This is a genomic window from Acinetobacter sp. YT-02 (assembly GCF_002412355.1).
Taxonomy (GTDB): domain Bacteria; phylum Pseudomonadota; class Gammaproteobacteria; order Pseudomonadales; family Moraxellaceae; genus Acinetobacter; species Acinetobacter towneri.
The window spans coordinates 1-17,968 of sequence record NZ_NOZT01000043.1 but is presented as its reverse complement, the minus strand read 5'-3'; the positions used below and the strand labels follow the sequence as shown (position 1 = coordinate 17,968).

Annotated in this window: 16 protein-coding genes and 1 pseudogene; 2 read left to right on the top strand and 15 right to left on the bottom strand. The window is 36.8% G+C overall.

What is annotated here, in order from left to right; genetic code table 11:
• From CF596_RS11135 to CF596_RS11090, 10 genes and pseudogenes are all read right to left on the bottom strand, one after another.
• On the bottom strand, positions 1-1,824 hold the full coding sequence (locus CF596_RS11135) for an AAA family ATPase (protein ID WP_004669065.1): 1,824 nt from the start codon (positions 1,822-1,824) through the stop codon (positions 1-3).
• Positions 1,821-2,084: a restriction endonuclease subunit S gene (locus CF596_RS14825; RefSeq protein ID WP_096902495.1), complete on the bottom strand. Its 264-nt coding sequence runs from the start codon at positions 2,082-2,084 to the stop codon at positions 1,821-1,823. Before CF596_RS14825 ends, CF596_RS11135 begins: the two co-directional genes overlap by 4 nt.
• On the bottom strand, positions 2,084-3,073 hold the full coding sequence (locus CF596_RS11125) for a restriction endonuclease subunit S (RefSeq protein WP_096902494.1): 990 nt from the start codon (positions 3,071-3,073) through the stop codon (positions 2,084-2,086). Before CF596_RS11125 ends, CF596_RS14825 begins: the two co-directional genes overlap by 1 nt.
• Complete coding sequence (locus CF596_RS11120; RefSeq protein WP_096902493.1) at positions 3,070-5,490, bottom strand: type I restriction-modification system subunit M; 2,421 nt, start codon at positions 5,488-5,490, stop codon at positions 3,070-3,072. Before CF596_RS11120 ends, CF596_RS11125 begins: the two co-directional genes overlap by 4 nt.
• A gap of 108 nt (positions 5,491-5,598) precedes the next feature.
• Positions 5,599-5,865: a DUF4258 domain-containing protein gene (locus CF596_RS11115; protein ID WP_004669069.1), complete on the bottom strand. Its 267-nt coding sequence runs from the start codon at positions 5,863-5,865 to the stop codon at positions 5,599-5,601.
• 10 nt (positions 5,866-5,875) lie between these two features.
• Positions 5,876-7,156 carry an N-6 DNA methylase gene (locus CF596_RS11110; RefSeq protein WP_032051727.1) on the bottom strand — a complete coding sequence of 427 codons (1,281 nt, stop codon included), beginning with the start codon at positions 7,154-7,156 and terminating at the stop codon, positions 5,876-5,878.
• An 8-nt stretch (positions 7,157-7,164) separates the two neighbouring features.
• On the bottom strand, positions 7,165-7,752 hold the full coding sequence (locus tag CF596_RS11105; protein ID WP_032051726.1) for a restriction endonuclease subunit S: 588 nt from the start codon (positions 7,750-7,752) through the stop codon (positions 7,165-7,167).
• 145 nt (positions 7,753-7,897) lie between these two features.
• Positions 7,898-8,797: pseudogene (locus tag CF596_RS11100) on the bottom strand (hydrolase or metal-binding protein).
• Positions 8,798-9,149: 352 nt separating this feature from the next.
• Positions 9,150-10,484 carry a hypothetical protein gene (locus tag CF596_RS11095; protein WP_242439152.1) on the bottom strand — a complete coding sequence of 445 codons (1,335 nt, stop codon included), beginning with the start codon at positions 10,482-10,484 and terminating at the stop codon, positions 9,150-9,152.
• A gap of 104 nt (positions 10,485-10,588) precedes the next feature.
• Positions 10,589-12,010 (bottom strand): APC family permease, encoded by a 1,422-nt coding sequence (locus tag CF596_RS11090; protein WP_096902492.1) that lies wholly within the window; start codon positions 12,008-12,010, stop codon positions 10,589-10,591.
• A 229-nt stretch (positions 12,011-12,239) separates the two neighbouring features.
• Here CF596_RS11090 and CF596_RS11085 point away from each other — a divergent pair, with 229 nt between their 5' ends.
• Positions 12,240-13,274, top strand: coding sequence for an AraC family transcriptional regulator (locus tag CF596_RS11085; protein ID WP_171324982.1), 1,035 nt, complete (start codon positions 12,240-12,242; stop codon positions 13,272-13,274).
• Positions 13,275-13,276: 2 nt separating this feature from the next.
• Here CF596_RS11085 and CF596_RS11080 read toward each other — a convergent pair whose 3' ends face one another.
• The gene (locus tag CF596_RS11080; RefSeq protein ID WP_171324980.1) at positions 13,277-13,951 is read right to left on the bottom strand and encodes a LuxR C-terminal-related transcriptional regulator; all 675 of its coding nucleotides are present in this window, start codon (positions 13,949-13,951) and stop codon (positions 13,277-13,279) included.
• A gap of 133 nt (positions 13,952-14,084) precedes the next feature.
• Between CF596_RS11080 and CF596_RS11075 the strand changes: the two genes are divergently transcribed.
• Positions 14,085-15,214, top strand: a protein-coding gene (locus CF596_RS11075) for an IS3 family transposase (RefSeq protein ID WP_089024817.1) whose coding sequence is annotated in 2 segments (ribosomal slippage) — positions 14,085-14,337 and positions 14,337-15,214 — 1,131 coding nt in all. Because the reading frame shifts where the segments join, the coding sequence is not laid out codon by codon here.
• 53 nt (positions 15,215-15,267) lie between these two features.
• Here CF596_RS11075 and CF596_RS11070 read toward each other — a convergent pair.
• The 4 genes from CF596_RS11070 to CF596_RS11055 all read right to left on the bottom strand — a co-directional run.
• Positions 15,268-15,501 (bottom strand): hypothetical protein, encoded by a 234-nt coding sequence (locus CF596_RS11070; protein ID WP_096902489.1) that lies wholly within the window; start codon positions 15,499-15,501, stop codon positions 15,268-15,270.
• Positions 15,502-15,564: 63 nt separating this feature from the next.
• A complete protein-coding gene (locus CF596_RS11065) occupies positions 15,565-15,969 on the bottom strand; it encodes a Rid family hydrolase (RefSeq protein WP_032051711.1) in 405 nt (134 codons plus the stop codon).
• Between the two features lie 2 nt (positions 15,970-15,971).
• A complete protein-coding gene (locus tag CF596_RS11060) occupies positions 15,972-16,862 on the bottom strand; it encodes a phytanoyl-CoA dioxygenase family protein (protein ID WP_096902488.1) in 891 nt (296 codons plus the stop codon).
• Positions 16,863-16,986: 124 nt separating this feature from the next.
• The coding region (locus CF596_RS11055; RefSeq protein ID WP_096902487.1) for a helix-turn-helix domain-containing protein at positions 16,987-17,968 on the bottom strand (982 nt) is incomplete at its 5' end.

Here is a 17,968-nt window from a genome sequence, read left to right as displayed (position 1 = left end):
TCAGACTCCAGATTCAATTTCTTTAAAAAGATCAATAATCTTTTGTGGGAACGACTCTTTTGGTAACTTAATCAAATTTCCTGTAATTGCTTTAGCATACTGCGGCTTCTTTTTGTCAATAATCTCAAGGATTGCCTGATTTACCCCATCTTTCCCACTAAAATCTCGTAACACATCTTCAAAAATAGGTTGATTACACGTTGTACATGGTGGCTTATTTGTCTTAATTCGTTTTAATAGTTCTCCATTTTTTTTCTGAATCCATTCATCAATTTTCCCCTCTCCGTCAACTTCACGAATAGTTTGCTCAATTAAGTCATTAAACCCTTGGCTAAATAAGTAGCCCTCAAAATCTGTTCCAGTTAGAATAAATATATTAGATGTATTTTCAACGTCGGTATCGCCAAATATTTTTTCATAATTCTTTTTCAGCGCTTTAATCGTTTCTACTTCACCATCACTAAATACAAATAATGGAATATTTAGATCTTTTGCTAAAATGAAAAATGGGCGATATTTCGCACCTGAGCCATTGACGCCAACAAAATTAATCCCAAGTGCGAATGGGTGCTGTCCGGTATATGCTTCAAATAATTCAGGCAGTGCTTGCTCTTCAGTTTCTCCCTCTGACAACACGATGGCTTTAGAAAATAAAAGTTCACCACGAGAATGGACAACTTCTCTTTTTAGTTTTCTTAAATCATCATCTTCAAAGTTATCTCTGAGTTGATATACTTCAACTGAATTGCCAGTTTTTCTTAATGACCTAATTTCATGTAATTCTGCCAAACCAGCGATATAAGGTGAATGTGTGCTGATAATCACTTGACCCGTTGTATCAATCAACTGCTTATATAAAGTCCGCTGTGCATTGGGGTGTAAATGTGCTTCGGGTTCTTCTGCTGCCAAGATCGGAAAGAATGGCTCTACCTCGTCCTCATGCTTTTTTACCATTAATTCGGTAAATGCTTTTACTGTTAGCATCGAAGCCCAGCTACGAGTTCCCATGCCATGATATTCCATTGAAAAAGAATCTTTATCAGACTCTCCAAAATGCACACTAAACCGTTTAGAAAGATCACGGATTTTCTTTGGGAAAGGAGTCAGTTCTGTTTGACCAGAACCTGCAAATGATTGATTAAGTTTATCGAGATGAGTTTTCAAACTATTGAGATGGTCACTTTTCATAATAGCTTCTTGATTAACTTTTGCAACCATACGCTCTAATTCAGCTACATCATCTTCTTTGTATTCTACGCTAGATAATACACGACCAATAAAAGAAGTCTTTTCCTTTAGCTCATTATGAATATCTCGCTGGGCATCAATCGAAATAAAAGGTGTCGCTTCCAACCTTTTAGTTAATCTATTTTTAGTATTTACTGGAACATCTTGCCAGCCACTTATAGCCGCCCACACTTCTAAATGAAACCGTTCCACGGTGTAACCACCTTTTACCTTGTCTGGTTTCACTCTAGTGCGAATAGCAACATATTGTTTACCATCTGCTTCTGCCTGAATTTTATCCCCAAATTCATTTTGCCATGCCGTAGGAAATTCGTTTACTCTACCACTTTCATTCGTGGCAATAAATCGAACATCAACAGTGATTAACTCCTGACGTTTTTCATCATCTCCAATATGAAAATCTTCATCAGTCAAATAACGAGAATAATCCCCTAGTGCTAACTGTAATGCCTTAATTACAGAAGTTTTACCCGCATTGTTTTGCCCCAATAACACTGCCACTCTAGGCAGTGTTATTTCAATATTGGCTATCCCTCGAAATCCACAAATACGAACCACATCAATTTGAATACTCATGTGTTTACAGTTCCTTGTAATAGCCGTGTTTTCCCCGTCATCAGTTCTTGCATCATGCCTTGTTTGATTTGGCGGGTTTTGCCAAGGCGTTGTTCCAATGCCTGAATCTCTGTGTCCATATCGGATAGGATGGTGGCGATGGCGGTTTGTTCTTCTCTTTTGACTGGAGCAAACAATTGGCATGCGGCAATATCGCCATTTAGGATATGGGTTTGTGTTACCCCATCATCTAATGCGAGAAAATACTTGTGACGATTCATTATGAGTTGAAGGTACTTTGAATCAAAGACGTTTGTTTAAATATACAGACTCGCTGATTTACAGCGTAAACATGGTCCTGATCAGCATAGAAACACTTAGCCAGTGCCTTTCCATTTGGGAGGTCACTCAAGACCATTAGAATATCACCTTTTTTTGCAGCACAATCATTCTGTGAGCAGTATTTGCGAACCTTCCCTTCAGTGGAAACAAATTTTGAATTCACAACAACGTACTCGCCTGATTCCACAACATACGGTTCGTGCGCTTTTCCATGAACAAGGTTTGCAATATCCAATAATGAAAAGACATCCCAATCCTCCGGTATTTCCCCCAACTCACTGGGTTTGGTGCCTTTTCTTGTACCATCTGCATGCAAAGCAAACTGCGGTAAACGAGTTTTACCTGTTAAAAGTTGCTGCATAGTTGCAGTTTTAATCGCTTGTTTTTTGCTAATCAGTTTTTCTAGTTCGCTGATTAAAGTATCGACATCAGATAATGCTGTGGCGATAAGTGTTTGTTCTTTTAAGCTAGGTTTTGCAACTTTAATTTTTAAACAATTTTGTTTGTTCAATTTTGGTTGAGCAGTACCCGAGTTTAATAAAGAATAGTCTAAGCTTTCTAAAAAGTCAGTTAAATAACCAATATCAAAATCATTTTTTGGCTTCATCACATGTGCGTGATTATTAACCCATATTTTACCTGATACTTTAAATGCAAGAGGTAAGTTTCTGCTTAAAATATTTTCGCCATCTTCACCTAACAAAATTAACTCATAATCAAAAATAAAATCGTTTACATAATCAACAATACCTGATGCACCGTAATATGGATAAATACCACTAATTTTTGCTCTATCTCCAGATTTAACAGGTCTTCTTAATCCATCTAAAAAATCTACTGCATTTTGTAATTCACTGATTTCCCAATCTTCAGGAATCGTCCCTATTTCTGTTTGTTTATAACCTTGTGGTATCTTCTCCTCCCTCATAGTGACCACTCCAAACCCATCGCTTTTAAATGCTGAGCTACTTTATCGCTTAAACTATCAACATTTTTGCTAATTTGTGGCAAAGGTTCTGCATAACGCTCATCCAACTCTTTCACTCGATTAGCAAGTTGTTGTGTGACTCGCTCAATTTCCGCTTTAATATTAGCTTTCAGTGTCGCAAGCCATTTATCCTCGACCACAAGGGTTTTAATCGCTTGCTCATCAAGCTGTGGATATTTTTGAAAAACTGCCAGATCCAAAGCATCCTGTAAGTCTTTGACTGCTTTTTTCAATGTACTTTCTTGCTCAAATAGTTTTTGCACCTGCTTTAACACACTGGTTTCTTCGGCATCTTTACTCACTTTTAACCGAACTTTGACCGTAGCAGCCGTGACTTTATTTTTATCATTCAGTGCATCGACTAATAAGCCCTCATCACCACTATGCTCTTCAATAAAGCTCTCCAACTCTTGGCTAATGCTGTCAAGTTCAGCTTGTTGTGTATCAATCTTATTTTGTTCTGCTGCAAAATAACGTGCCACGATCAAAGACGGTGCAATAATTTCAGCTTTGTATTTATCTTTATTGATCACCAGATCAGGACTTTCTTTGAGTTTTTCACCTTTGATGACAAGCAGTTTTTTTAATACTTTGGCAGAGTTCCAACCATCTTGACTCAAAATAAATACATCGTCCTGAATGACGCTATCCCAATAATCCATCAAGATCTGATAAATATCGTATTTACTTAACAATTGCATATCGGCATAACTGTCGAGTAAATCCTCACTGATACGATGAATAATGGCTTTGGGTTGTTCGCCCACTTGAATATTTCCAAGTGCTGCACGTTCACACCAAGCGGTAAATGGCTGCAAACTCTGCTCAGCAAAAGATTTAAATTCAGGGTGATTTAAAATTGTGCTTTTGACTTGCGCCGCCTCAACCAATGACTTTACATAACCCTCTCGATCATCAACAAAAAGCGTTGTGCGAATCGTTGGAAATACTTTCCAATACGCATTTAAGGCTTCGATATCACGCTGTGGAATCCCACCTTGTAAATGAGCCGTTAAATCTTGAATGTCTTCAGCTTCACTGGAATCAATATAACGAGGAATATTCAGGTTATATTCATTATCAGCAATTTCAGCTAAAGTCACCATACGGCTATAACGTGGTAATTCAAGCTGCTTGCTGAATACATCCACCACTTTGTGAATATCTTGACTACGTAAACGGTTTTTATTGCCATCCTTGATAAAGCCCTTGCTGGCATCAATCATGAAAATGCCTGTTCGTGCTTGGGCATTTTCTTTATCCATCACGATAATACAAGCAGGGATTCCCGTACCGTAGAATAAGTTGGCAGGCAAACCAATAATGCCTTTAATATAGCCTTGCTTAATCAGGTTTTCACGAATACGAGCTTCTGCATTACCACGGAACAGCACACCATGCGGTAAAATAACCGCACCTTTACCTGTACTTTTTAAACTTTTAAGAATATGCAATAAAAACGCATAGTCACCATTTTTCTCAGGAGGTACGCCCCACACAAAACGCTCAAATTTATCGTGTTCAGGATTAATCCCACTCGTCCAGTTTTTACTGGAAAATGGCGGATTGGCTACAGCAAAATCAAAGGTTTTAAGTTGCCCGTTGCCATCTTTCCATTGTGGATCGGCAATTGTATTACCTTGCCAAATTTTAGCGGTCGCATTGTCATGCAAAATCATGTTCATACGAGCCAACGCGCTGGTCGCATTGTCCATTTCCTGACCATAAATAGACAAACCTCGTGGAGCTTCATCACTGGCTTTTAATAACAATGAACCTGAACCACAGGTCGGATCATAAACACTAGCATCTTGTGGGGTATCATGACGAATCCCAATAACTTTTGCTAAAATACGAGAAACTTCAGCAGGCGTATAAAATTGTCCTTTTGACTTACCCGACTCGGTTGCAAAGTGACGCATTAAATATTCATAAGCGTCACCGAGTAGGTCATCGCCCTCAGCTCGATTTGATGATAAATCCAGCCCCTCAAAAATCCCAATCAGCTTAGACAAACGGTCTTGCATCTCCTTGCCTTTACCAAGCTTGTCTTCATCATTAAAATCTGCAACATCAATCACGCCTTTCAGATCATTTTCTTCTGCCAATAATGCAATGATTTTATTGATCTTATCGCCAATTTCTTTATCACCTTTAAGTTTAAGCATATCGTCAAAACTCGCACCCTCTGGTACGACAATCATGCTATACGGATTACTTTTATATTTATCAGACACATATTTCATAAAAAGCAAGGTCAACACATAATCTTTGTACTGGCTGGCATCCATACCACCACGTAACTCATCACAACTTGCCCATAAGGAAGAATAAAGTTCTGTTTTCTTAATCGCCATGTTTGTTCGTTTCTCTATGTCATTTGTTCAAATAAATGATTAATTGGATAATCTATTCAAAATTTAGAAAATAGTAGTTTAGCTAAACCACTATTTAGGTACCTTAAATCAATATGCCATTTTGCGGCTATCAAAATCATAAGCTGTCAATAAAGATTCACCCTCTGCGACAACTACTATGCCACCTTTATCTCTCAGTTTTTTAGCCGTTCTCAGTTTACGCTCTAAATCACCAATGGATTGCTCAATCATTTTACGATTAAGCACCCATCTATCACCTTTTGTCTCGCCAAAATCCAAAGTAAAGTCAATCATATCTTTGGTAATTCCACGTTTGGTCATTCTTTTTTGTGCATGGTGGGTTACTTGCATCATAATTATCTCCTCAAACTTCACTCAAAATCTGATTAAAAATTTGTTGAGCTTTCTCATATTCAAGCTGCGCCTGAATAAGCTTGTCACTCTCAGCTTTTAAGTCTAGCTTTGTTTCTTCAATCTCAGAGGCAAAATACTCATTACAGTGTAAATTGTATTTATTTTCCTTAATCTGCTGTAATGAGATGGTTTGACTAAGCTGTGAATCAGTCTCAATCCCCATAACCAAATTACGAATTAAAGTGATGTCTTCTAACATCAATGTCGTCTGCGAACGAGTACGCTGACCTAGAGTTCGTGCATCTACAAAACGCACCACTCCATTAGTGTCTTTGGCTTTATTTAAAACTAAAAGCACTGTTTCAATATTGGTATTACTAAGCAACTTTTCAGGCAATTGTATTACGGCTTCAACCCAACCTTTTTCAATTAATTTCTCTCTTAAAGCAGCATCATAGCCACCACGAAACAACCAACCAGGTATAATTTGCAAAAATGCTCGCCCAGTGTCATTTAGCTGATATAAGGCTTGCTGAATCCATAGACTTTCTGAGGCACTCGATGGTATAGATTTTCCCAAATGAATATCTCTAATGTATGCAGTATTTTCTACCAACTGAGACTGTATTCTTAAACCAAATGGTGGTGTACTCGCTACAATATCAACATTATAAGAAGTTTCATTGTGCGTTAAGGTATCTGCAACCTGTAAATCCACATCTATGTTGGACATTTTAAACAATAATGCAGTAATGCCCACAACCGTTTGATTGATATCCCTTAAAATCGCTTTCTTAGGGTTCAACCTATTCGCAATCATTCCAATCCCACATGCGCCATCATAAAGTACAGCATCAGAACAATCACCTATTAAGGACTGGAATAATGCAATCACCGATTCTGAACTGCTGTAAAAAGACCCTAAAGAAGATGGATTAAGACCAACCCATTCTTGTAAAAGACCTACAATCTGCCGCCCAAATTCATCAGTTGAAGTACATTCACCATAAAAAGTAATAAGAGACCGAAGTATGTCTGAAAATGAATGTGCAGCAGCTTTTAAAACTGGAACATTCACCCAAATTAAATTATGTCTTTGAACAAAATCTTGAAAATATTTCAATATTTCATTTTCACCTGTACTCGATACAGTTTTCACTGCATCAAACTCTGCATATACGCTATAACTCGTTAAACTCAGAATTTCAGGGATTTGATCCACTGATAAAGTTGTTTTAAGTATCTCAAACGTTTTAAATAACTGTTTTTTTACTTCCGCATTAAGATTCATACGGCCTCCTACTCTGCCATTAATTTTTGAATTGCAGCATTTGCAGTAATTTTTTGCTGCATCTGCAATACCTTAAGGCTTTTTAAGGTCTCGATATTCTGTTTAAAGATTTGTGCAATTTTGTTTTGTACTGCTAAATCAGGAACTCTTAAATCAATATCTTTAATTTTTCGAGCAGGAACATTTTTTATTGTTGCACCTGTACTTAAAGAATCTAGTGTTTTTTGACCAAGCTCGCTATTGAGAAATGCAACAATAACTTCTGGTAATACATAGTTCAGGTTAGCCGTTAAAACCAAACAGTTCGGTGAAGCAATTAAGCCTTTGTCAGCATCTTGCTGATTTACAATTGCAGCTCGCATATTTGACCCTCTAGACATCAAAACAATGTCACCAACTTTCAGAACATTATCATGTAATTTTTCAGCAGAAACATACACATACTTCAACTCCGCATCAACAAAATCTAAATCACCTAATTCAGAAATATTAGCACCATTAACCAAACCTACTTGTGCAAGATTATTTACACCCTCATCAGTGGTTTCAAATTGAGCCACACCAACTTTCACACTCAATACATTATCTAGTTTCATCAAAACTCCAAAATAGTTTTATTAGTACGATTTATTAAAGAAATCATAAAACATCACGCTTAATTCGTCAATAGTTTTATTAGTACTTTTTTAAAAGTAGCAAAAAAATAATGAAAGATACTGTTGTACCTTTCATCACTAGTAGCTAGTTCAAAGCCTGCACTGACTGCTGCAACCCTTTCTTAATATCCTGAACATGGCTTAGGTCATGCACTGGTATCTGGTCTTGTTGCTGGTTGTCCTCTGCATAAAACTCCTCCAGCAAATCTAATCCCTCCTCAGCATTCACCTCAAATCGTGCATTACCATAACCCTGCCGTGCCATTTGATCTAAAGCAGCCTGATTAAAACCACACAACTTACTTTACTGATCAATTTCTTTAGCTGTTTGAATCGCCTCTTGTAAATGAACTTCATCCCGTAAAGTCAAATCCACGTAATACACAGGTGTACGATAGCTTTGCGCAGTAGATTTGCCTCTCAGCGTGAGTTGTAAAGGTAGGCATGAAAGCAAGCCATTCGATGCTGCATGGTAATAACTGAGTCGTGCCGCCAAAGTCCGAATGCTGTTAAAACCTGTGGTTCTAAAGATGAATGTGCCCAGTTCATCGGACTCATCTAAATTGACATGCAGACGCCCATAAGGTTTACAGTTTCCGCCTTGTGCTAATGGGCATAAATCAGGGGATGGGCATGGATGTTGTTCTACCCCTTGATTAGTCAGTCGTTGGCAGGTTTCACCATTACCCACACAAACGGGACGTCCTGTCTGACGATCAAATAAACTGTATTCCGCTCGTAGATTCAGTTCAGGATCATTGAAGATCATACGGACTGGGATTGAACGGAGTTTTTGATTGGGTGCTTTAGCTCGAAGTTGTTCATCAAGTGGATGTTTCACCCAACCACTATCCTTATTTTGGATTTGGCTGGTAATGGTGAATTGGTCATCCTTTTCAGGGATGCGCTTGCCATTCTTTTCCACCATTTTACCTATACTGATTCGCCCGAGTATTGGTGGTGTGATTGCTAGACCTTTAATCATGGTGCTTTCCTCTTCTGTTTAAATGAGTTTCAGTGTTTGTTTAAAATGAAAGTGGTATAAAAAAATCCCATGCGCTGTGGCATGGGATATTTAAGTCAAGTGTGGCTTCCATGTAGACTATATGTATTTCAATCACCATCTTGCTTAAACAGTATGTATGGCGATGTAAAATTGTTTGCTCTGTGGAAATTAGTTCAAATTTTTGGTTGTAACTTTAGTAATGTCTTCATATCTAAACTGATTTAGTCCTTTCGTTCCTCCCAACTGACTGCATCTGTTTAAAGATGGAAAACTAATTCTTATATTCATGTATCCTCCGAGGATATGATATCTTTAATTTGAACCCAGCAATTTAAAAGAAAACTCCAAGGATCAGCTGTGAATAAACATTAGTATCTGCTTTACCTAACTGTAAACCACCTTCAGATGAACTCTTCTTCGGATTAAATAATCCAACTAATGGGCTGATAAAGTAATGTTCTTTAATCATCCATCTTGCGTAGATATCCACTTCACTACCGCTATAATCGTAAGCTGATTTATCTATGGTTTTGAAATTATAATAGGCTGTTCCAAGTTCCAGATCCTCTCGAGGAAAGATGCTACCACTTAAGTAATGTACTTTCGTATTGCTGCTGAACGGCCCACCATAATTTGCAGCAACTTCACCTTGAAACCAAGTCCCATAACCACCGTTTGATCCATAAAACAGTGGATCATATTGCTCTGAGAACTGGCTATATCTGTAAGTTAAACTTGGTTTAGTAACCACATCACTAAACTTCCAACTTCCCTGTACATACCAAGCATTTTCTTCTTTATTTTGTTTAGAATCTTGGTATGCATATTCACCAGAGATTTTTAGATTTTCATACCCCAAAGTATTCATAAAACGAATACTTACTGTATCCATATCACGACGATCTTTTAGGCCTAAGAGTTCCGTTAAATGTTCATCTTGATCTAGCCCATGAATCCAAGTTAATCCCCAAACACTACTATCACTCACCTTTTCCAAAGTCATTGCTGCTAACTCTGTCTTAGCTTGTGCTTTGTTATTGGACTTAAGCCAGATTAAATCGCTTCTTACCCCCTCACTTCCACCTAATGAAATTTTTGCAGTCTGTGCAAATGATTTTCTGGCAGCAAGGTAGTAAGCACCACCTCTCGAAATATTTTCGCCAAGGTCGACATTGCCATAATTAAATAAATCACCCAGTATCAAGAACCCCTCTCCGATTTGAAGTGATCGCTTCCCAATAGAAATATCGACACCATCTGTTCCCATTTTCGGTAATAAATTACCAGACTTCCAACCTACATAGGCATTTTCAACATTTGTTTTATGTTCATTACCTAGCGTAACCCCTGCGGCGTCACCATCCCCCCAAGTAGCTGAACTGACCAAATCAAATGCCCCATAGAGCTGACTATCACCGACTAGTTGCTGGGTCAGGCTTGTACCATATTTTGCGTACCCCTCACTCCATGAGGAATTACCTTCTACCTTATTCCCCATCACCGCATAATTCTGGTCACTATGTAACACAGCACCCACCATTTCTAAATTTAAATTAACCTTAAGCCCATCATTGTCATAGACTTCTTGCGCCTTTAAATGCATACACGTTAAAACCATAGGCAAAAGTATTGCCACCCCAACCTTTTGAGGTATTAATTTATTCATATTTTGTATCTCAGAAAGATGGTCAATGAAATACTTAAAAAGATTAACAATGACCATTTTGGATTAGAAAACTTCTAGCGACTTAAACAGTGCGTATGTATTGTTTATGCGAGTTCTTTCAAGCGTTCAAATTTCTGTGGTGACTTAGCCTTCATCAAGTTCGCAATAAGCATCCCAAAAAGGAATGTCCCTATCAGCACAAACCCTACGACTTTCGCAACTGCAATCGAATCACCAACTAAGGTAGGCAAATTGATAATTGCCATACCTAGGCAAAAGAGCAACCCAAGGAGCCCCAATACTGGAGCAACAAATGTCTTCCAAAAATTGCCTTCTTTGTTTTTTATAAAAAATACAATTACAGAGATACAAGTTAACGACAGGATAAACATATAACCTAAAGTTCCTGCACCAGCTCCCCATGTGTAAATATTGGCAACTGGATCCCAACTTAAAAGAATTAAGATGGTCAAGAGAATAAATGAACTAGCAGATTGAATTGCTGATGATATATACGGTGAGTTGTGCTTAACATGAACCTTCGACAATACTGTCGGTAAAACACCATACTTACCTAATACGTATTGATAGCGAACCACTACGTTATGAAGAGAAAGAATACAAGCAAATAAACTCGTCACAAGTAAAACCAAAATTACATCAGTAAACACTTTACCTAAATATTGCTCTGCAACTAATAAATATGAACTTTCCCCATGTTCCGATGTAAAAGCCATTATTTTGTCAGTCCCAACGATGGAAACAAGACACCAAGTTGATATGCAATAGAAAAGCCCTACAAGAATTACTGCTAAATATGTGGCACGAGGAATTGTTTTCTGCGGATCTTTTGCCTCTTCTCTAAAAATAACAGACGATTCAAATCCAATAAATCCCATAATGGCAAACATAATGCCTAAACCTATTGAACCACTTGAAATTACATCTATAGAAAAAGCAGATGGAGTTAAAGCAGTTACACCATTTCTTTGAAAAAACAAGAAATCAATAATGAGTACAACACCGATTTCAGCGACAAGTGCAACTCCTAAAAATTTAGAACTCAATTCAATATGGCGATAACCCAGATATGCAACAATACTAATAATGCTTAATGAGAGTATCCACCAAGGAATTTCCACGCCAAGAAAACTTTTCAAGAGATCAGCTAAAGCCACGCCAATATATGCTTCTACAGCAATCAATAAAAAAAAGTATGAAATCCATGCCAGACTCGCTGAGCCCAATCCAATAGCTCGACCCAACCCTTTCTGAATAAAAGCATAGAATGCGCCAGCATTATCTATATATTTCGCCATAGAAACGAAACCAATAGAGAACAGCAACATGATTATTGTTGCTGTCAAAATATCAAATACAACCCCTCCACCATTACCCAAAGTAATAATTAACGGGGTTACTGCAACCATCACTGTTAAAGGTGCAGCAGTTGCTATAACCATAAACACAATTGAGAGAACACCAAGAGAGCCTGACAGGGACTCTTGTTTATTAGAATGATCCATAATACTTCCTGTTTATATGGGAATGCTCATGACTAAATTGCTAAAGCACGACTACTAAAAAATTAAATTTTACAAATAGATAAAAAATTGATACCTACATTGTGATTATTATTCTTTGTTTTTATGGCATAGAGTTCTTGAGAGTTCAGTACTTTTTTTTGTCATATAAGAGCAAATGGCATATAATTGCATATATAAAATTACAAGTGTTTATGTGGTGGATATCGCTATGGCTCGATCATTAGCAACTACTAGCCCCAATACTCAAATTGGAGTTTATTCATGTGTCACACTCAGCTTATTTAGAATAGTTGAATCATTAGGTGTAGACCCAAAACTTTTAGAAACATGCTTTCAAGATAGAGAAAACCTATCCAAACCTTACGCAAAAATTTCATTGAATGAGTTCATAAGTGCTGTAGAAAAAACTGTAGAAATTACGGGCTATGATAACTTTTCAATTATGTATGGCTCTAAATGCGATATCGAGACACTTGGATTACTAGGCTATATTTTCATTAACTCGAAAAATTTAAAACATGCTTTAGAATCAACATGTAAATACTTCTTATTTTTTCAAGAATATACAACCATAAAATTAGAAAAACACGGTGAGTATTATGTTGTTTCTTACAAAGTTGATGATTCTTATCTAAAAAATCAACGTTATGATGCAGAAATTACATTAGCAATTATTTGTAACTTAATTAGAAAAGTTACTTATAGTAATTGGCAACCAGCATTAATTGAATTCGAGAACTCTGAACCAGCGTTTATAGGTGATCATTTAGCATTTTTTAAGTGCACAATTAATTTCAATGCACAAAAAAACAGCATATACATTCCAAAGAAGGATATTGATACTAAAATTTTAGGTGCTGACCCCAATCTATTTGAAATATTGACCTATACTTTAGAGAATATTGGGTACAAATATAACGACAATGAAAAGTTTATCGATTTTATCGTAATGCATATAAAACTATGTATGGAAACTAAGTTTCCCCATATTGAAGATATCGCAAAATTAACGGGTATTCCGACATGGACCTTAAAAAGAAGGCTCTCCTCCTACAATACTTCGTTCAGTGTTCTTTTAGAAAAAACACAAAAAGAACTTTCCCCTCCTTATCTACTTGATGCCAATTTATCAATTTCAGAAGTAGCATATAAACTAGGTTATTCAGATATCAGTAGTTTTTCTAAAGCATTTCAAAGATGGTACGGCATCTCACCAAAGCAATGGATAAGCCAGCAACCTTGAAACTATTTGATCACCTTACTCAACAAAATACTTAACTGTAAACGGCCATCCACCTGAAGCTTGTCAAATATGCGATTGGCATTAATCTTTACGGTACCTAAAGAAATTTCCATAGCTTCTGCTATATCTTGGTTCGCATACCCTTTTGTAATAAAGTTACAGACCTCTATTTCTCGGGTAGTAAGCTTAAGATCTTTAAGGTAATTCTTTACAATGTTATCTTTAATATTGCCCAACTCAAAAATACTCGTACCAAGAATTTGATGAAGTACTTGAATAGAGCTTTCATCCCTTTTTTTATAATCATTTGGATTGGTTACTGCGATTCCTGCATAGGCATGATTATTCCTCCAAAAAACAATCTCTAAAATCTCGTCAATACCACAATCATTGGCAAAACGTTTATACACACTAACTTTTTGGTTTTCACTATTACAAGTGTTTAGCAAATTTATATTTTCATGAGACTTTAAGAAATATGCTACATTTAGCGGATCGTAATCTTGTAGTAAGTTATGGTATTTATAAATAAATTCTTTAGAGACATTTATATTTAAATCAATAAATGCATCTCTCTTATCTTCATTAATCCAATAAAACATCGCACCTTGGGCATCTAAGTAATTCTTAGCAAGAATTAATGAGTTTTCAATAATTGCGTTTTGATTGATAGCCATTTCAACAATATCCATGCAGTTAGAGGTGGTCCCACTTGTTTGAACTGATGTGGTTCTAGGATTTTAGACCACGCCTATAAGTGATAATCTACTCCCCAATAAGCATGGGAAATGCTTGTTTTTGGAGTCAACCATGACACGAAGAAAACGTCGTAATCATTCAGCAGAGTTTAAAGTTAAAGTTGCTCTCGCAGCAATTAAAGGCGACCACACACTCGCTGAACTTTCTACTCAATTCGACTTACATCAAAACCAAATAATTGATTGGAAAAATCAACTGCTTGAGCAATCAATCAATATTTTTTCACGACCAACAGCACAACAAGAACCTGAGATTGACCTCAAAGCTCTACATGCCAAGATAGGACATCAGGCATTGCAAATTGATTTTTTAGAAGGTGCGCTCAGAAAAATAGGGCAGCTGAGCGGCAAAAAATGATCGATAAGACCCATCAACTTTCGGTACGACAACAATCGCAATTGATTCAAATCAATCGCAGTACGTTGTATTACAAGCCCAAAGAGATTTCATCAACTGATTTGAGTTTGATGCGTCTAATCGATGAAATTCATCTCGACTACCCATTTATGGGCAGTCGAATGATACGAGATATGCTACAGCGTCAAGGACATAAAATAGGTCGGCGTAAAGTCCGACGTTTAATGCGCTTGATGGGAATACATGCCTTGTATCCAAAACCCAATACCAGTAAGCCTAATCTTGCACACCGTATTTTCCCATATCTGTTGAAAAACATGGTCATCGATCACTCTAATCAAGTCTGGTGTACAGATATCACGTACATTCCTATGGCTAAAGGCTTTGTCTATCTGTGTGCAATTATAGATTGGCATAGTCGTAAAGTACTGGCTCATCGTGTATCGATCAGTATGGAAACAGACTTTTGCATAGATGCGTTGCAAGAAGCAATTGTGAAATATGGTTGTCCAGAGGTGTTTAATACAGACCAAGGCAGTCAATTCACAAGCGAGGCATTTTTGAATGAGTTAAAATTGCGAAATATCCGTATCAGTATGGATGGGAAAGGACGATGGATGGATAATGTAATGATTGAGCGTTTATGGCGCAGTGTGAAGCATGAGGAAGTCTATTTGAAGGCTTACGATACGGTTAAACAAGCAAAACAATCAATTGCTGAATATTTGGATTTTTATAACACGATACGTCCTCATTCAAGCTTGAATAAGGCAACACCAAATGAATTTTATGATCGACATTTACCAAAAGTAATGGCAGCATAATTTAAATATTTAGAGCGGATTTATCACTTATAAAACTAGATTGAGTGGTCTAATTAACGGAACCACATCACTTGCAAACAATTTTGAACCAGTTTTGGTAATTCATTTCTATATAAAGCTTGTCCAACTAACATCCCTATTTCACTAAATTTCACTAAATGTATATCGACAGCAGTATGCTTAGAAATTTCTTCCGCAATAGTACTGACTAATGCTTCTGTTTTAGACAGTCCTCCTAAACCACCAGAAACAACAACAATTTTTAAAGTGGAATTCTTCTTAAACATAATATACCTCCCTGAAGGTGGTTACCTGAATGGGTCCTATCAGATAACCATAATTCAAATCTTTTACTCTTTGACAGCCGTAATAGTTATCTCAATCATCTGTTCAGGATGAATCAATTTGCTAATCTGAACCAAAGTACATACAGGCTTATGCTGTCCAAGATATTTTTTCAAAATCTCTCCTGACTTATTTGCAAAAGCATCAATATCCGTAGTGTAAATCGTCCAATTTGCAATATTTGAAAAACCCAATCCAACACACTCCAGACACTTCCCCGCAGTAGTCAGAATAAATTCCAATTGCTCTTCAATACATTGCCCCATGACTAAAGTATTCTCTAAACTGCCTTTTAAGGGTGCAATTCCTGAAAGATAAAAGGTGTTGCCAACTTCCACGATTTGACTAAAAGATAAGGAGTCAAAAACATCTTGTTCAAAGTAATCAATTTGAGGAGTAAAACATTTCATTTTTATCCCCCTAATTCATATTCATCAGCATAATTTTTAGTCACGTCATTACCATTATCAGTTACGACATTAAAGCCAGCTGAACGACGCTCTTTTTTACCTCTAAAAACATCAAGAGGATCTTCAAAATCACGAACATATCCCATGGCAAAACATGCACATTGGTATCCCATCAGTTTCAACATGTCGTCATCTAAAGTTTGCGCAATTTCTGGAGGAGTTGCTAAATATTGATTCTCCTCTTGTCTTAACCAACCAGCACAATAGTTAATATTAATTGCTTGACGGATTTTATCGGTGGTATTTGTACCAGCACCATGATAAATTTTTCCGGTATAGAACATTACCGAACCTTTAGGCATTTCAGCAGCAACTGTTTGATCTTGTGTAAATTTTTGACGAGCCCCAGCATACATACTGTTTGGGACAACGCGAGTTGCTCCATTTTCTTCAGTATATTCAGTCATTGCCCATAAGGTGTTACATTGAGTTTCAAAATCATCTGGAAAGTCAAAAAAATCCCAAGCCAACTGATCTTGGTGAAGAATTTGTGATGGCGCACCAGGATTTACAGTAATGATTTGAGTTAATTGCAATTGCATAGTTGAAGACTTTGAAAGATGTTTCTTTGCTGAATCTAAAACTAATGGATGTGTAATAAGGTCACGTGCTGTTTTAGAACGAGCAACCAATGAACCTGTACGTTGGGTCAAATTCCCCAAGAACTTATCTTCGCCGTAAGGGCTAGTTTGAATATATTCAGACATTTCTTCTGAAATACGATCCATAACTTCAGGGGCTACCAAATTTTCAACAATACAGTGACCATGCTCTTTAAGTGCTTTCGCGACTTCTTCACTTGTTGCTGTGTTAGGTAAACGAATTAGTTCCATAACCATCTCCTTAATAAAATCAAAACATCTAAGATGTTCTAACTTTAAAAAAGACGATCCGAATACTCATCTAACCAAAGTTATAGAAAATTGACTAAAATGTTAAATTTCCATTTTTAATCAATCAAGATATAAAGCGTTTACGATACTCTGTTGATGTCAAACCTATTGTTTTCACAAATATTTTATTGAATGAAGAGCTATCTTTATAACCTACTTGCCAAGAGATTGAGTCAAAACTCATGTTTGTTGTGAGTAACAGATCTTGTGCTTTATGAATCCGTAAATTTTGACAATATTCAATTGGAGCCAGCCCAGTCGCTTTTTTGAAACGTCGTAACAATGTTCGTTTTTCTAGATTGGCCATTTCTGCTAAATCATCAACTGTAATTTTCTTCTCATAATTATTTTGTAGCCAATGTTGAATCTTAATGATGGCAGTATCGCCGTGACTAAAATTTGGCGTAAAATTTTTATAATAAGACTGCTCTCTTGAAGGTGGGTCTATTAATAGCAATTTAGAAAATTCGATCATGAATGGTGTACTGTAAATTCTCTCTACCAACTTTAGCCCTAAATCCATCCAAGACATGATCCCCGCTGTTGTAATTAAATCAGGGTCATCAACGATAATTTTATTACTATCAATAACTACGTCTGGAAAACGCGCATTAACAATTTCATTATTCAACCAATGTGTAGTGACTGTTCGACCAGAAAATAATTTCGTTTCTAATAGTGTGAAAATCCCTGAACAAATTGAGCAAAGCACAGCACCATTTTTATAATGTTGTTCAATCCACTGTGAATAATTTTGAGCGCCTTCTTGAGACACAGGAGCTTCAAAACTGGGCGGGACAATAATAAAATTGATCGAACAGCTTACAGCCTCATGACTGTCCCAAGTTTTGATCATATTCCCATGCGACTCACGCCAATGAGTAACTTTAATGGATGCTTTATCCGTGCTTAATACTTGTTGATTGGCATATTGTAGTAGATCCGTCAAACCCCAAATTGAGGCTGAATGGGAGAGGTGGATCAGGAAATTTGAACAACACTTATAAGTGATATTTTGCTCCCCAAATGATGTTATAAACATCAAT

Bases quoted from the DNA above. Each gene is read 5' to 3' on its own strand.
- CF596_RS11135 (WP_004669065.1), bottom strand. From the start codon at position 1,824: ATGAGTATTCAAATTGATGTGGTTCGTATTTGTGGATTTCGAGGGATA.
- CF596_RS14825 (WP_096902495.1), bottom strand. From the start codon at position 2,084: ATGAATCGTCACAAGTATTTTCTCGCATTAGATGATGGGGTAACACAA.
- CF596_RS11125 (WP_096902494.1), bottom strand. From the start codon at position 3,073: ATGAGGGAGGAGAAGATACCACAAGGTTATAAACAAACAGAAATAGGG.
- CF596_RS11120 (WP_096902493.1), bottom strand. From the start codon at position 5,490: ATGGCGATTAAGAAAACAGAACTTTATTCTTCCTTATGGGCAAGTTGT.
- CF596_RS11115 (WP_004669069.1), bottom strand. From the start codon at position 5,865: ATGATGCAAGTAACCCACCATGCACAAAAAAGAATGACCAAACGTGGA.
- CF596_RS11110 (WP_032051727.1), bottom strand. From the start codon at position 7,156: ATGAATCTTAATGCGGAAGTAAAAAAACAGTTATTTAAAACGTTTGAG.
- CF596_RS11105 (WP_032051726.1), bottom strand. From the start codon at position 7,752: ATGAAACTAGATAATGTATTGAGTGTGAAAGTTGGTGTGGCTCAATTT.
- CF596_RS11095 (WP_242439152.1), bottom strand. From the start codon at position 10,484: ATGAATAAATTAATACCTCAAAAGGTTGGGGTGGCAATACTTTTGCCT.
- CF596_RS11090 (WP_096902492.1), bottom strand. From the start codon at position 12,010: ATGGATCATTCTAATAAACAAGAGTCCCTGTCAGGCTCTCTTGGTGTT.
- CF596_RS11085 (WP_171324982.1), top strand. From the start codon at position 12,240: ATGGCTCGATCATTAGCAACTACTAGCCCCAATACTCAAATTGGAGTT.
- CF596_RS11080 (WP_171324980.1), bottom strand. From the start codon at position 13,951: ATGGCTATCAATCAAAACGCAATTATTGAAAACTCATTAATTCTTGCT.
- CF596_RS11070 (WP_096902489.1), bottom strand. From the start codon at position 15,501: ATGTTTAAGAAGAATTCCACTTTAAAAATTGTTGTTGTTTCTGGTGGT.
- CF596_RS11065 (WP_032051711.1), bottom strand. From the start codon at position 15,969: ATGAAATGTTTTACTCCTCAAATTGATTACTTTGAACAAGATGTTTTT.
- CF596_RS11060 (WP_096902488.1), bottom strand. From the start codon at position 16,862: ATGGAACTAATTCGTTTACCTAACACAGCAACAAGTGAAGAAGTCGCG.